We start from the raw sequence: 14,690 nt of genomic DNA, 5'->3' as shown, positions 1-14,690 counted from the left end.
ACTCGGGCCTAACATCAGGAAGCTTTCCCAGCACGGAGAACCACGATGTCCTCGATGTCCCGACGCCATTTGATCATCGCAGCAGGCGGCATCGCCGCAGCCGCAGCCGCATCGCGCACGGCATTCGCGCAGGCCCCCGCCGGACCGTTCAAGATCGATCCGCTGACCTATCCCACCAATGCGCTGGAGCCGCATATCGACGCCAAGACGATGGAAATCCATCACGACCGGCATCATCAGGCCTATGTCACCAACCTCAACAATTTCGCCAAGGACAATCCGCAGATCGCCGAGAAGCCGGTCGTCGAGGTGCTCGCCAATCTCCGCAGCGTGCCGGAGGCGATCCGCACCGGCGTGCGCAACAACATGGGCGGCCACGCCAACCACACGATGTTCTGGCAGATCATGGGACCGAACGGCAGCAAGGCGGACGGCGAGGTGCTCGCCGCAATCGATCGCGACCTCGGCGGCATGGAAAAATTCCAGACCGATTTCAACGCTGCCGGCGGGCGCGTGTTCGGCTCCGGCTGGGTGTTCGTCACCGTGACCAAAGACGGCAAGCTCGCGATCGAGACGCGGCCGAACCAGGACAATCCGATCATGGACGGCAAGCGCGCGCTGCTCGGCAACGACGTCTGGGAGCACGCCTATTACCTGACCTACCAGAACCGCCGCCCCGATTATCTCAAGGCGTGGTGGAATACGGTGAACTGGAAGGCCGTGGCTGAGCGCTATGCGGCAGCAAAGGCCGGCACGCTCGGCGTGTGAGCCGCCGGGCTCGCCGGTCGCAAACAACTACGCTAGAGTTGAAAGCTCCGCGAGGCGCTCGCGGGCTTTCACCTTTATGCACCCACAGCGTCGCGCCGCCGGCGTCGAAGGCGATAGGGAACAATGACGCTGCCGATCATCCGCCCCGCTCGTCCCGACGAACATGACGCGATCGCGCGCGCCTGGATGGCTAGTTGGGTTTCGACCGGGCTCTCGCAAGCCAGCGACAGCCTGTTGAACGATCTGCGTATCCGCCTGCCGCGCGAGATCGCCGGCGGCTGGAGCCTGTTCGTCGCCGACGATCAGGGCAGCATCGCCGCCATGCTGGCGCTGCACTTGCCGACCTTGCTGCTTGATCAGCTGATGGTGGTCCCCGCCTATCAGGGCCGGAGCCTGGGACGCGAGCTGCTTGCCTTCACGCGCCGGCAGATGCCCGACGAGATCTGGCTGAAATGCGTCCGGGAGAACGAGAAGGCCTGGCGCTGGTACGAGCGCGAAGGCTTCATCTTCGAGAAGGAAGCGCCCCATCCGGTCACCGGCTTCATGATGAAGCACTATCGGTGGATGAGAACAAACCGCACATCGGAGGCTAAGCCATGATCAAGCTGTACTGGTCGCCGCGCTCGCGCTCGTTCTCAGCCATCTGGCTGCTGGAGGAATCCGGCCTGCCATACGAACGGGTGCTGACCGACATCAGCACCGGGGCGCAGAAATCGCCCGATTTTCTCAAGATCAACCCGATGGGCAAGGTGCCGGCGCTGACCGACGGCGACGCGCAGCTCGCCGAGGCCGCCGCGATCTGCGCCTATATCGCCGACCGCTATCCCGAGACCAAACTCGCGCCGGCAGCGACGGACCCGAAGCGGGCGCGCTATCTGCAGTGGCTGTTTTTCTCGCCGAGTTGCATCGAGCCGGCGCTGATCCAGCTCTTCACCAAGCTCGAGGTGCCGACCAGCACCGCGGCATGGGGCAACGCCGCGCAGGTGTTCGACGTGCTCGACGCCGAGCTGCAGAAGGGGCCATGGATCCTCGGCGATCAATTCTCCGCGGCCGACATCGCGATCGGCGCGGGACTGAACTTTGCGGTGCGCGTGTTCAAGATGGTGCCGTCGCGGCCGTCATTCGAGGCCTATATCGGCCGCTGCGTGGCCCGGCCCGCGTTCCAGCGCGCAGAGAAGATCGCGGCGGGGTGAGACATGTAGCCCGGATGAAGTGCAGCGAAATCCGGGGCTCTCTGCCACAGAGGGACTGTCCCGGATTGCGCTGCGCTCCATCCGGGCTACGAAGCTGTGATTGCGATGTTTCCCGAACGGCCTAACCCGGCACGACGCGGGGATCGACATCCTGCGTATAGTCGACGCCGTCGATGCCGAAGCCGAACAGGCGGAGGAACTGGCTCTTGTACTCGCCGAGATCGGCCAACTCGCCGAGCGTCTCGGTGGTGAGCAGTGGCCAACGCCGCGACACTTCCGTCTGCACTTCGGGCGAAAGCTCCCAATCGTCGACCCGGACGCGCTGCGTATCGTCGAGCGCGACATCCCTGCCGAGTTTGGTCCGGAACAGGCGATCGATCTGCTCGATGCAGCCTTCGTGGAGACCGAGCTGCTTCATGACCTTGAACAGCACCGTGCCATAGAGCGGCACCACCGGAATGGCCGAGCTCGCCTGGGTGACGACGGCCTTCAACGCGACGACGCGGGCCGCGTCCGCGCCGAGCCGGCCGCGGATCGCTTCCGCCTTGCTGTCGAGATCGACCTTGGCGCGGCCGAGCGTGCCGTTCCAGTAGATCGGCCAGGTCAGTTCGCTGCCGATATAGGTGTAGTTGAGCGTCTGGAAGCCCAGCGCCAAAACGCCGGCATCCGCGAGCTGGTCGATCCAGCGCTTCCAGTCGTCGCCGCCCATCACCGCGACGGTGGCCGCGGTTTGCTCCTCGCTCGCCGGCTCGAGCGTGGTCTGGAATACCTCGCCGGTCTCGGTGTCGAGCGTCTTGATCTCGACCGGGGCGCCCAGCGGCTTGATCACCGAACGATAGGTCTTGCCGGTGTCGGGATCGGTACGGACCGGCGCGGCCATGCTGTAGACCAGGAGGTCGAGCTGCCCGAATTTCTCGCGCACGCGCTCGATGAAGGTCGCCTTCAGCTCGTCGGAGAAGGCGTCGCCCTCCAGCGTGAGCGGCGAGCGTCCGATCTTCTGGGCCTCGATCTCGAAGGCGCGGTTGTTGTACCAGCCGGCGCTGGCGCTTCTCTTTTCCGACGGCTCGCGCTCCAGCGACACGCCGATCGTATCGGCGCCGCCGGCGAAGGTCGCGACGATGCGGCTCGCGAGGCCATACCCCGTCGAGCAGCCCAGCACGGCAACGCGCTTCGGGCAGTCGGCGACCGGACCCTGCTTCAGAACATAGGCGATCTGTTCGCGGACATTCGTGGCGCAGCCGACGGGATGTGCCGTCGTGCAGATGAAGCCTCGCACGCGCGGTTCAATAATCATTCCCACCCCATTCCGGATCGTTGCAATGTTCCCATTCGCTGCCTGCGGACCTCCCTCAGCAAGCGAGGAGAGGCGAAATCACGCGTCAAGCCGCCTGAACACCAGCGTCGCGTTGGTACCGCCGAAGCCGAACGAGTTCGACAGCACGGTGTTGAGCTTGGCGTTGTCGATGCGCCTGCGCACGATCGGCATGTCGGCAAACACCGGATCGAGTTCGGTGATATGCGCGCTCTCGCAGATGAAGCCGTTGTTCAGCATCAGCAGCGAATAGATCGCTTCCTGCACGCCGGTGGCGCCGAGCGAGTGGCCGGTCAGCGCCTTGGTCGCCGAGATCGGCGGGCACTTGTCGCCGGTGCCGAACACCTTGCGGATCGCCTCGATCTCCGGCGGATCGCCGGCGGGCGTCGAAGTGGCGTGCGGATTGATGTAGTCGACCGGCGTGTTCACCGTCGACATCGCCATGCGCATGCAGCGCTCGGCGCCCTCGCCTGACGGCGCCACCATGTCGTAGCCGTCGGAGGTTGCGCCGTAGCCGACGACCTCGCCATAGATCCTGGCACCGCGCGCCTTGGCATGCTCGAGCTCTTCCAGCACCACGACACCCGCGCCGCCCGCGATGACGAAGCCGTCGCGGTTGAGATCGTAGGGACGCGAGGCGGTGGCGGGCGTGTCGTTGTATTTCGAGGACATCGCGCCCATGGCGTCGAACAGCACCGACAGCGTCCAGTCGAGTTCCTCGCAGCCGCCGGCGAAGATGACATCCTGCTTGCCGATCTGGATCGTCTCATAGGCGTTGCCGATGCAGTGGTTCGACGTCGCGCAGGCCGACGAGATCGAATAGTTCACGCCCTTGATCTTGAACCAGGTGGCGAGCGTCGCCGACGCGGTCGAGGACATGCCCTTCGGCACTGCGAACGGACCGACCCGCTTCGGGCCCTTGGCGCGCGCGATGTCGGCGGCCTCCACCAGCGTGCGCGTCGACGGACCGCCGGATCCCATGATGATGCCGGTGCGGATGTTGGAGACTTCGTTTTCCTCGAGGCCCGAGTCGCGGATCGCCTGTTCCATCGCAACGTGATTCCACGCCGCACCTTCGGCAAGGAACCGCATCGCGCGGCGATCGATCACCTCGGCAGGATTGAGTGTCGGCGCACCGTGCACCTGCGAGCGGAAGCCGAGTTCGGCGGCCTTCTCCGCGCGCGAAATGCCCGACTTCGCCTCGTAGAGGCTCGCAAGCACTTCCTGGGTGTTGTTACCGATGGACGAGACAATACCCATCCCCGTGATGACAACCCGCCTCATGTTCGCCTCGCCCTGCCTTTATGTTGCCGCATGATGATCCTGCTCAAGATGGAGCCGTGCCCTGCTTGAACAACCCGACCTTCAAGTCCTTGGCGCGATAGATAATCTCGTCGTCCATGGAAAGCCACCCGTCGGCAATTCCAAGCACGAGCTTTGACCGCATCACGCGCTTGATATCGATGTTGTACACAACCTTGCGCGCTTGCGGCAGCACCTGTCCGGAGAACTTCAGCTCGCCGAGGCCGAGCGCGCGGCCACGACCTTCGCCACCGATCCAGCCGAGGTAAAAGCCGACCATTTGCCACATGGCATCGAGGCCGAGGCAGCCCGGCATCACCGGATCATTCTTGAAATGGCAGCCGAAGAACCAGAGATCCGGTTTCACCTCGAGCTCGGCGCGCACCAGCCCCTTGCCGAACTCGCCGCCATTCTCCGAAATCTCGCTGATCCGATCGAACATGAGCATCGGCGGCAGCGGCAACTGGGCGTTGCCGGGACCGAAAAGCTCGCCCCGCCCGCAAGCCAGCAAATCCTCGTATTCGTAACCGCCGCGCCGATCCAGCATCCTCTTTCCACCTCTGATGTCCCGATGAGCGCTTTGCTTGGTCGGACCTTGATCTACCCACGGGAACCGGAATAACCCGTCCCGCATCTTGGCGCTACCTGGGTACGCTACGGCCTGTTATCTCTGCCGAAAGCGCATATGTGGTCCGCGCGCTCTCTAACATAGCGCCAACTGGGCGGCAAAGCGGCATTCCGAGGATAAATGACCGCTTCTCCTTAGGTTTCTACCGCAGCTTGGATTCGTTCTAGTTGCGAAAAACTTGCATCTGATAGGCATCCTTTTTATATTTATGAGGAATATTGCCTGAGTTGGGTGCATAGAGTGGATATGAACGAGGAAGTACCGGCTGTGAACGATGATGCCGTGCACCCGGCTGCCCGGGGCGCTGGGCACCACCCTGCCCTGACCGGCTGTCCGTGGCATGACGTCAACGAAATGTTGCAGTCTGCCGGTCTGCGGCCGACCCGTCAGCGCATGGCGCTGGGCTGGCTGCTGTTCGGCAAGGGTGCCCGCCACCTGACCGCTGAAATGCTGTACGAGGAAGCCACGCTGGCCAAGGTTCCGGTGTCGCTGGCGACCGTCTACAACACCCTGAACCAGCTGACCGACGCCGGCCTGCTGCGCCAGGTCAGCGTCGACGGCACGAAAACCTATTTCGATACCAACGTGTCGACGCACCACCACTTTTATCTCGAGCATAACCACGAGCTGGTCGACATTCCCGACCCGAACCTCGTGCTGTCGAAGATGCCCGACGTGCCGGAAGGCTACGAGATCTCCCGCGTCGACATGGTGGTGCGGCTGCGCAAGAAGCGCTGAACCGTCTTACCGTCGATTTGAGTTGTGATGGCCGGGCTCGTCCCGGCCATTGTCGTTCGGGACGAGGAAAACTCAGTCCACCTTCTCGTCGGCGTAGACGCCCCAGAGGCGCTGCTGCTCGATCCAGCCGTCGAACCCGCTGCCGGTGACCCGGCACCAGTTATTGGCGCATTTCTTTACCTGCGCGACGACGCCGGCCTGCAGGCGCGCCGCGATCGCGCTGGTGGCGTCGGGACGATCGTAGAGCGAGGCCAGATCGTCCTTGTTCTTCATCGTGACGACGGCGGTGCGGCGGCCGGACAGCAGGGAATGATAGACCCAGCCTTCGGCACCCTCGGAATCGCGCACCCGGCGCCAGTTCTCGAACTCGGCGGTAATTTCGACCGGCAGCCCCGACCGGGTGTAGACCCAGGCGACGTCATTGTCCTTGGTCGGGCCGGCCCGGACGTTCACGTGATCCGACTTCAGGCTGACATAGCGCGGGATCGGCAGGCCGCTGGTGGTGGGGCTCAAATCCTTGGCGGAATGTCCGGGCATGACCGACGCGCTCAGCATGCTTCCGACCAGCGCCACCAATGAACTGAAACGCCAGAACGCCACCATCAACCCGTCTCCTGCCGAGATGCCCAATCGGCACTCGGCGAATTGCAACCCAAACCACGCCCGAGGGCCCCCGGCGCCTGCGCCGTTCGCTCCCGCACTGCAAGTCCGAGGGGTTCTTGTCTTGGCCCGGCCTTCTGCTAGAGAGGACGGAACGCCTGAGAGCCAGAACACCCGAATTTGCCCGTCGTTTCGCCTTGGCGAAGAGCCGGGGCAAGTATCGGGGAACCCTAGGAAACGCGAAGGAAACGCCGGGACAGCGCGGCTATCAGCAGTGTCGAACAACCGGGTTAATGAGGCCTCAACGGTTTGCTTTTTGGCAAGCCGCGCGTCATGAAAGCAGGACATGTCGGTGAAGAAAAAGCCTCTCGTCGTCGTCACCCGCAAGCTGCCGGACTCGATCGAGACCCGGATGCGCGAGTTGTTCGACGCCAGATTGAATCTCGACGACACGCCGATGACGCCGGAGCAGATCGCCGAGGCGGCGCGAACCGCCGACGTGCTGGTGCCGACCGTGACCGACATGGTCCGCGAGGACGTGATCAATCAGCCCGACTGCAAGCTGAAGATGATCGCCAATTTCGGCAACGGCGTCGACAATATCGATGTCGCCGCGGCGCATGCCCGCGGCATCACGGTGACCAACACGCCGAAGGTGTTAACCGAGGACACCGCCGACATGACCATGGCGCTGATCCTGGCGGTGCCGCGGCGCCTGATCGAGGGCGCCTCGATCCTGACCGAAGGCAGGCAGCACTGGGCGGGCTGGTCGCCGACCTGGATGCTCGGCCACCGCATCGGCGGCAAGCGCCTCGGCATCGTCGGCATGGGCCGCATCGGCCAGGCCGTGGCGCGCCGTGCCCGCGCCTTCGGCCTGCAGATCCACTATCACAACCGCCGCCCGGTGGCGCCCATGATCGCCGAAGAGCTCGGGGCGACCTATTGGGAAAGCCTCGACCAGATGCTGGCGCGGATGGACATCATCTCGGTAAATTGCCCGCACACGCCGGCCACCTATCACCTGCTCTCGGCGCGGCGGCTCAAGCTGATCCGGAAAGAGGCCTATGTCGTCAACACCGCGCGCGGCGAGGTGATCGACGAGGACACGCTGATCAAGCTGATCGAAGCCGGCGATATCGGCGGCGCAGCCCTCGACGTCTATGAGCACGAGCCCGCGGTGAACCCGAAGCTGGTGCGGCTCGCCAAGGCCGGCAAGGTGACGCTGCTGCCGCATATGGGTTCGGCCACCATCGAAGGCCGCGTCGAGATGGGCGAGAAGGTGATCATCAACATCCGAACCTTCCTCGACGCCCACAAGCCGCCGGATCGCGTGCTGCCGAGCATGCTGTAAGCGCTCGTAGCCCGGATGGAGCCAACGGGTCGCGCGAACGCGCGCCCGATGACAGGCTCCGCGCAATCCGGGACCGCTTCTTTCCATAACCTACCATTGAAAAGGGGAGGTCGCTTTGCTCGCCAGAGCAAAGCGGGTGGGGATCATCTCTCTCCACGAGCGACGGTGCGTGTGGCTGGACCCCCCATCCCGACCTTCCCCCTTCAGGGGGAAGGAGAAGAGAGATCTGTAGCAGGGATGGAGCGCAGCGAAATCCGGGGCCTGTATCCGCGGACAGGCCGCCCCGGATTACGCTTCACTCCATCCGGGCTACGGGACGTGGGTAGTCACACGCGACAGCCCTGCCGTCGCAGGGGCGCGCTGCCAAAATATCGAAAACAACCCCATGCAAAGGAGCCGGTGCGGCCGGCGAGGCGCATGCTGTAATCACGCATTCGGTGTCGTCCCTGCGAAAGCATGCGAAAGCAGGGACCCATAACCGCAGGGCCTCGTTGTTGCGAGGGCTGTGGCCCCAGCGCTGCAAGGCAATCCGCATTTGTGGGTACGGGTCCCGGCTCAAGGCCGGGACGACGATGTGGCGAGGTCCTGCTCTACTTCTTCCGTCGCGCCTGCTTGCGCCAGTCGGCGACGAACGACACGAACGCAGCGAGCGCCGGCGGCGGCTGGCGACGGCTCGGATAATAGAGGAACGGTCCGTCGAATGGCGGGCACCAGTCGTCGAGCACGCTGACCAGCGCACCGGATTTGACGCCGTAGCGGACATAGCCCTCGAACGTCGCCCAGTAGCCGACGCCGTCATGAACCGCACGCAGCGCGAGGCCGAGATGGGTCGCGGTCAGCCTGGCCGGCGGCGAAATCTTCACCACGCGGCCGTTCTTCTCGAACTCCCAATCGAACATCACACCGTTGCTGAAGCGGCTGCGGATGCAGGGGTGCGCCAGCAGATCTTTCGGATGCATCGGCCGGCCGTGCTTTGCGACATACGCGCTGGACGCCACGATCGCGTAACGTTGCGGCGCGCCAAGCGGAACCGCGACCATGTCCTGTGCCAGGTGCTCGCCGTAACGCACGCCGGCGTCAAAGCCCTGCGCGACGATGTCCACGAACGCACTCTCCGCAACGACGTCGAGCTCGACCCGCGGATATCTGGCGAGGAACGGCGCGATCATCGGCGCCAGCACCAGATCGACCGCGGGCGGCGGCGCGTTGATGCGCAACCGCCCCGACGGCTCGGCGCGCAGGCCGCGCACCTCGGTGATCGCATCGGCGACGTTGACCATGGCCGGCGCGACACGGGCAAGCAGCAGTTCGCCGGCCTCGGTCAGCGCGACGCTGCGGGTGGTGCGGTTCATCAGGCGGACGCCGAGCCGCTCTTCCATGTCGCGCAGGCGCTGGCTGAGGCTGGAAACCGAGACGCGCTGCTCGAGCGCCGCACGCCGGAAATTGCGCGTGCGCGCCACCGCCACGAAGGCGTCGAGGTCGCGAAGGTCGAAATCCTGCATTGTTCGATATAGTGAACAAGCCATTCGGGATTGTCCAGCTTATCGGCGAAAGCTGGCCGGCCCATATCACCTCGGCATTTGGCGACGGATTTTCCGCCGCAAACGTTCGAGGAACATCCACATGGACACACGCAAACTCGGCTCAACCGGGCCCACCGTCGCGGCCCTCGGCCTCGGCTGCATGGGCATGTCCGAGGTCTATGGCCCGGCCGATCGCGGCGAGAGCATCGCCACCGTGCACGCGGCGCTCGATGCCGGCATCACGCTGCTGGATACCGGCGACTTCTACGCCATGGGCCACAACGAGATGCTGGTGCAGGAAGCCCTGAAGGACGTCGCGCGCGACCGGCTGCAGATCAGCGTCAAGTTCGGCGCGTTGCGCGGCCCCGCGGGTGAATTCGCCGGAATGGACACCCGACCGGCCGCTACGAAGAATTTTCTCGCCTATTCGCTGCAACGTCTCGGCACCGACTACATCGACATCTATCGCCCGGCACGTCTCGATCCCAACGTTCCGATCGAGGAGACGATCGGCGGCATCGCCGATCTGGTGAAGTCCGGCTACATCAGACATATCGGCCTGTCCGAGGTCGGCTCCGACACCATCCGCCGTGCTCATGCCGTGCATCCGATCGTCGATCTCCAGATCGAATACTCGCTGATCGAGCGTGGTATCGAGCGCGATATCCTGACGACCTGCCGCGAGCTTGGCATCGGCATCACAGCCTACGGCGTGCTGTCGCGCGGGCTGATCAGCGGCCACTGGTCGAAGGAGTCCGGCAAGATCGGCAGGGACTACCGGCTGATGACGCCGCGCTTCCAGGGCGCGAACCTCGATGCCAATCTCGCGCTGGTCGAGCAGTTGCGCGCCGTTGCCGCCGAGATCGGGGCGACGCCGGCGCAGGTCGCGATTGCCTGGGTCGCGGCGCAGGGCAAGGAGATCGTGCCGCTGGTCGGCGCCCGCACCCGCAACCGTCTTGCCGAAGCGCTCGGCGCGACCAGGCTGACGCTGACGCAAGCTCATCTCGCGGCGCTGGCGAAAGCCTTCCCGCCGGATATCGCTGCCGGCACGCGCTATGCGGCCGAGCAGATGGCGCATCTCGACAGCGAGAAGCCGGCCAGCAGATAACGGCAGCAATCAGGTGCGATGGGCGCTGAGGTCAGTGATGACAGGCCCATCGCCATTGAGCGGGTTCTGCGAATCGCGCGCGTAGCGCAGGGTTTCGAACCGCATCGCGCGCGCATCCACCATCAGGAGGCGGCCGACCAGGCCCTCGCCGAAGCCGACGATCTCGCGGATCGCCTCCAGCGCCATCATCGACCCCAGGACGCCGGCGAGCGCGCCCATCACGCCGGCCTCGGCGCAGGCCGGCACCGTGCCCGGCGGCGGCGCCTCCGGAAACAGGCAGCGATAGGTCGGATTGAACACGCCGTCCGCATTCTTCTCATGCGCGCGGATCGTGGTCAGCGAACCGTCGAACTGGCCCAGTGCGGCCGTGATCAGCGGCCGCTTCGCGAGGAAGCAGGCATCGGCGACGAGATAGCGGGTCTCGAAATTGTCGGAGCCGTCGAGCACGAGGTCGTAGTTCGCGATCAGCGCCATCGCATTGTCGGCGGTGAGCCGCATCGAATGCGCCTCGAACGTCACATGCGGATTGAGCGCATGGATCTGTGCCGCCGCGCTGTCGACCTTGCGCTTGCCGATATCAGACGTCGCATGGATGATCTGGCGCTGCAAATTGGAGAGCGAGACGATATCGTCATCGATCACGCCGAGCCGGCCAACACCGGCTGCCGCCAGATACATCAGCACCGGCGCGCCGAGGCCGCCGGCGCCGATCACCAGCACCGACGCTTTTTTCAGCGCATTCTGGCCGGGACCGCCCACCTCGCGCAGCACGATATGGCGGGCATAGCGTTCAAGCTCGTCGGCACTCAGCATTGCGGTGTCCTGCGCGCTGTTCCCTGAACCGGAGCGCGGTTGTTGCCGACCAAGCAGATGTGCTTAATTGCCTGGACGTCAATGGTGTCAGTCATTCCCCCCGGATTTGTCATGAGATCGGTGCTTTCGGCAACATTGATGGCCGATTCCATTACGGTCACAGGGATGGGCATGGCGCAGGCCCAGATGACGCCGCCCTCGACGGCGGGGGCGAAGCCGAAAACCGTGGCGACGGTGCCGATACGCCCCGGGCTGCAGAAGCCGGAGGATACCGCTGGCGCGATGGCGCAGGCCGAGCGGCTGGCGCTGCAATCCGACCTCGCCTGGGTCGGCGAATATAACGGCGCCATTACCGGCGACGTCAGCGAGCGCATGGTCAATGCGATCAAGGAATTCCAGAAGAAGCGCGGCGGCAAGCCGACCGGGGTGCTGAATCCGCAGGAGCGCGGCGTGCTCGCCGACACGGCGCGGCGGAAGCAGGAAGGTGTCGGCTGGCGGATCGTCACCGAGCCGGCCACCGGGGCGCGGCTCGGCATTCCCACAAAGCTGGTGCCGCAGCTCACCAGCGACGCTTCTGGCGCCAAATGGACCTCGCCGACCGGCACCGTCCAGGTGCTGCTGACCCGGCGCAAGGAAGCAAGCCCCGCCACCGCAAAGCTTGCCGAGCAGGAAAGGAAGGAGCCGGCCGGGCGCACCATCGACTACACCGTGGTGAAGCCGGATTTCTTCGTGCTGTCGGGCATGCAGGGCCTGAAGAAGTTCTATCTGCGCGGCACCTTGAAGGGCGACGAGGTCCGCATCCTCACCATCCTCTATGACCAGGCGATGCAGACCACGGTCGAGCCGGTGGTGATCGCGATGTCGAGCGCCTTCAACGCCTTTCCGTCCGCCGTGCAGGCCGGTCCGCCGCCGCGCAAGACCGTCGAATATGGCACCGGCGTAGTGGTCAGCGACGACGGCGCCATCGTTACCGATCGCGTGGCGACCGACGACTGCATCACGCTGACGATCCCGGGCTACGGCAATGCCGATCGGGTCGCCGAGGACAGGGATCACGATCTCGCGCTGCTGCGCATCTATGGCGCGCGCGGGCTGAAGCCGCTCAATATCGCAGGCCAGGCGACGCAGACCGCGCTCGACATCACCGGGATTGCCGATCCGCAGAACCAGGGCGGCGGAGCGGCCGCGAGCAACGTGAAGGCTTCGGCCGCACAGATCGGCGGCGGCGATCAGGCGCTGTCACCGGCGCCGGCGCTCGGGTTCTCCGGCGCAGCGGCGACCGATAGCGGCGGCAGGTTTGCTGGGATCGCGGTGCTGAAACCCGTCATCGTCGCAGGCCCCGCAAACGCGGCGCCGCCGGCGCAGGCCGCGCTGGTGCCGGCCGACACGGTGCGCAGCTTCCTGAAGGCGCATGGCGTCACCGCGTCGGGCGACTCGGCAGACGCCAAGGCGGCCGTGGTCCGCGTGATCTGCGTCAGGAAGTAGAGCTACCTCGCCCCGCTTGCGGGGAGAGGTCGGATTGCATCGCCAGATGCAATCCGGGTGAGGGGGTACAGGTCCATCAATGGACACCACCTGGTGGAGTGAGCCCCTCACCCCACCCTCTCCCCGCGAGAGCGGGGCGAGGGAGCCTAACCAACCTCACCTCAACGCAAAGCGCACCCCGGCGCGGGCGAGGCCGCCGGCAATGCCGACCGGGGTGCCGTCGGCGCGCCAGCAGGCTGCGCCCGACATCGTGCCGTCGGCGTGAAACTGGATCGCGTTCATGCCGCCGGCCACCGTCGGCACGACCTGCACCTTGTGGCCCTTGGCTGATAGCGCGGCGCGGACAGCCTCCGGCACCGCCTGCTCGACCTCCAGCGCATTGCCCTCGGTCCAGACCCGCGGCGCCTCGACCGCCTCCTGCAGGCTCATGCCGTGGTCGATCAGATTGATCAGCGCCTGCATCGCGCTCGGGAAGATGCGCTTGCCGCCGGGCAGGCCGAGCGCGTAAGCGAGCTTGCCGTCGCGCAGCGCCATCATCGGCGACATCGAGGTGGTGACGCGCTTGCCGGCGGCCAGCGACAGCGCGTGCCCCGGCCGCGGATCGAACAGGTTCATGTAGTTGTTCGGCACGGTGCCGAGTCCGGGGATCAGGATCTTGGCGCCGAACAGATTGTTGATGGTCTGGGTGGTCGCGACCACATTGCCCATCGCATCCGCCGCGGTCATGTGCGTGGTGTGCGCGCTTTCGAGCTGGGTGACGCCGGCGCTCCAGGCCTGCGCGCGGTCGGGATCGATCGCGCGGCGGCGCTCCTCGGCATAGGCCTTCGAGGTCAACCGCTCCACCGGCACGTTGATATAGGCGGGATCGCCGCTCGCGGCCGCGCGGTCGGCAAAGGCGATCTTCAGCACCTCGGCAAGATAATGGATCGTCTCGGTCGTGCCGAAGCCGAGCCGCGCGATGTCATAGCCTTCGAGGATGTTGAGCATCTGCGTGATATGCACGCCCGATGCCGCGGGCGGCGGAGGCCCGAGGATTTCCCAGCCGCGGTAGTCGCAGCGGATCGGCTGCCGCTCGACGGTCTTGTAGGTCGCGAGATCCTCCTGCGCGATGAAGCCGCCGCTCTTTTTCATGTAGTCGACCAGGATGTCGCCAAGCGGCCCCTGGTAGAGCGCGTTGTCGCCATGATCGGCGATGTATTTCAGCGTCTCGGCATATTCCGCCTGCACCACGCGCTCGCCGGGCTTCAGCGGCGTGCCATCAGGCAGATAGATCGCCGAGATCGGCTTGTCCTTCAGCATCTCCTCGGCGCCGTCGGTGATGCATTCATGCAAATAGGGCGTCGCCGCATAGCCGCGCGCGGCGTGCTTGATCGCGGGCTGCATCACATCGGCAAGGCTCATGGTGCCGAAGCGGCGCAGCGTTTCGCACCAGGCTTTCAGCGAGCCCGGCACCGCGACCGCTTTCGGCCCGTTCAAATTCTCGTTGCCGACGGTGTCGAACACGTCGTGCGCCGATCCTGGCTTCGAAGTGTAGGTGTCCGGCCGCACCGCGTTCGGCACCGTGCTCTGGCCGTCGATGAAGCGATGGCTGCCGTCGGCGAGACGAATATGCGCCATGCCGCCGCCGATGATGCCGACCATCATCGGCTCGACCACGGTCAGCGTGAACAAGGTGGCGATCGCCGCATCGATCGCATTGCCGCCGGCAGCCAACATCTCGGCGCCCGCGCTCGATGCCAGCGGATGATTGCTCACCACCATGCCGCGGCTGCTGGTGGCCGGCTGCTTCTCGCATTGAAAACTTGTCGCGGCGCGGTCGCGCCAGGCGTCATTCATCGACATGCCGTTCATCGCCATTGTGTTCTCGTT

General features: G+C 65.1%; 14 protein-coding genes. 7 read left to right on the top strand and 7 right to left on the bottom strand.

The features are described 5' to 3' along the window. Nucleotides 1–45 precede the first annotated feature (45 nt). The 3 genes from ACVMIH_RS28330 (at nucleotide 46) to ACVMIH_RS28320 (ending at nucleotide 1,961) form a co-directional block, all read left to right on the top strand. Nucleotides 46–768, top strand: coding sequence for a superoxide dismutase (locus ACVMIH_RS28330; RefSeq protein ID WP_456864190.1), 723 nt, complete (start codon nucleotides 46–48; stop codon nucleotides 766–768). Nucleotides 769–891: 123 nt separating this feature from the next. Beyond that, on the top strand, nucleotides 892–1,368 hold the full coding sequence (locus ACVMIH_RS28325) for a GNAT family N-acetyltransferase (protein WP_456854017.1): 477 nt from the start codon (nucleotides 892–894) through the stop codon (nucleotides 1,366–1,368). Next, nucleotides 1,365–1,961 (top strand): glutathione S-transferase family protein, encoded by a 597-nt coding sequence (locus ACVMIH_RS28320; RefSeq protein WP_253638170.1) that lies wholly within the window; start codon nucleotides 1,365–1,367, stop codon nucleotides 1,959–1,961. Before ACVMIH_RS28325 ends, ACVMIH_RS28320 begins: the two co-directional genes overlap by 4 nt. Nucleotides 1,962–2,082: 121 nt before the next feature. Here the strand turns inward: ACVMIH_RS28320 and fabV are convergent, their stop codons facing one another. The 3 genes from fabV to fabA form a co-directional block, all read right to left on the bottom strand. After that, entirely contained in the window at nucleotides 2,083–3,255 is a 1,173-nt protein-coding gene (fabV, locus tag ACVMIH_RS28315; protein ID WP_456864188.1) for an enoyl-ACP reductase FabV, read from the bottom strand. Between the two features lie 78 nt (nucleotides 3,256–3,333). After that, the gene (gene fabB, locus ACVMIH_RS28310) at nucleotides 3,334–4,557 is read right to left on the bottom strand and encodes a beta-ketoacyl-ACP synthase I (RefSeq protein WP_057015290.1); all 1,224 of its coding nucleotides are present in this window, start codon (nucleotides 4,555–4,557) and stop codon (nucleotides 3,334–3,336) included. Between the two features lie 43 nt (nucleotides 4,558–4,600). Continuing rightward, nucleotides 4,601–5,122, bottom strand: a complete 522-nt coding sequence (fabA, locus tag ACVMIH_RS28305; RefSeq protein ID WP_057015289.1) for a 3-hydroxyacyl-[acyl-carrier-protein] dehydratase FabA — start codon at nucleotides 5,120–5,122, stop codon at nucleotides 4,601–4,603. A 327-nt stretch (nucleotides 5,123–5,449) separates the two neighbouring features. On the opposite strand from fabA, the gene irrA reads away from it, so the two are divergent. After that, the gene (gene irrA / locus ACVMIH_RS28300) at nucleotides 5,450–5,941 is read left to right on the top strand and encodes an iron response transcriptional regulator IrrA (protein ID WP_026192029.1); all 492 of its coding nucleotides are present in this window, start codon (nucleotides 5,450–5,452) and stop codon (nucleotides 5,939–5,941) included. A gap of 72 nt (nucleotides 5,942–6,013) precedes the next feature. Here the strand turns inward: irrA and ACVMIH_RS28295 are convergent, their stop codons facing one another. Continuing rightward, nucleotides 6,014–6,541, bottom strand: coding sequence for an SH3 domain-containing protein (locus ACVMIH_RS28295; RefSeq protein WP_076824741.1), 528 nt, complete (start codon nucleotides 6,539–6,541; stop codon nucleotides 6,014–6,016). Between the two features lie 346 nt (nucleotides 6,542–6,887). On the opposite strand from ACVMIH_RS28295, the gene ACVMIH_RS28290 reads away from it, so the two are divergent. Then, entirely contained in the window at nucleotides 6,888–7,892 is a 1,005-nt protein-coding gene (locus tag ACVMIH_RS28290; RefSeq protein WP_253605834.1) for a 2-hydroxyacid dehydrogenase, read from the top strand. Between the two features lie 590 nt (nucleotides 7,893–8,482). On the opposite strand, the gene ACVMIH_RS28285 is transcribed toward ACVMIH_RS28290, so the two are convergent. Then, nucleotides 8,483–9,394 (bottom strand): LysR family transcriptional regulator, encoded by a 912-nt coding sequence (locus ACVMIH_RS28285; protein WP_253590522.1) that lies wholly within the window; start codon nucleotides 9,392–9,394, stop codon nucleotides 8,483–8,485. Between the two features lie 121 nt (nucleotides 9,395–9,515). Here ACVMIH_RS28285 and ACVMIH_RS28280 point away from each other — a divergent pair, with 121 nt between their 5' ends. Continuing rightward, nucleotides 9,516–10,523, top strand: a complete 1,008-nt coding sequence (locus ACVMIH_RS28280) for an aldo/keto reductase (protein ID WP_253638172.1) — start codon at nucleotides 9,516–9,518, stop codon at nucleotides 10,521–10,523. A 9-nt stretch (nucleotides 10,524–10,532) separates the two neighbouring features. Here the strand turns inward: ACVMIH_RS28280 and ACVMIH_RS28275 are convergent, their stop codons facing one another. Next, on the bottom strand, nucleotides 10,533–11,336 hold the full coding sequence (locus ACVMIH_RS28275; RefSeq protein ID WP_253638173.1) for a HesA/MoeB/ThiF family protein: 804 nt from the start codon (nucleotides 11,334–11,336) through the stop codon (nucleotides 10,533–10,535). A 111-nt stretch (nucleotides 11,337–11,447) separates the two neighbouring features. Between ACVMIH_RS28275 and ACVMIH_RS28270 the strand changes: the two genes are divergently transcribed. Next, entirely contained in the window at nucleotides 11,448–12,821 is a 1,374-nt protein-coding gene (locus tag ACVMIH_RS28270; protein WP_456864186.1) for a serine protease, read from the top strand. Nucleotides 12,822–12,977: 156 nt separating this feature from the next. Here the strand turns inward: ACVMIH_RS28270 and ggt are convergent, their stop codons facing one another. Then, nucleotides 12,978–14,657, bottom strand: a complete 1,680-nt coding sequence (ggt, locus tag ACVMIH_RS28265) for a gamma-glutamyltransferase (protein WP_253640934.1) — start codon at nucleotides 14,655–14,657, stop codon at nucleotides 12,978–12,980. Nucleotides 14,658–14,690: the final 33 nt, after the last annotated feature.

It is taken from the genome of Bradyrhizobium sp. USDA 4503, assembly GCF_054055815.1.
The sequence above is the reverse complement of the archived record's forward strand: the minus strand, read 5'-3'. Positions and strand labels throughout refer to the sequence as shown.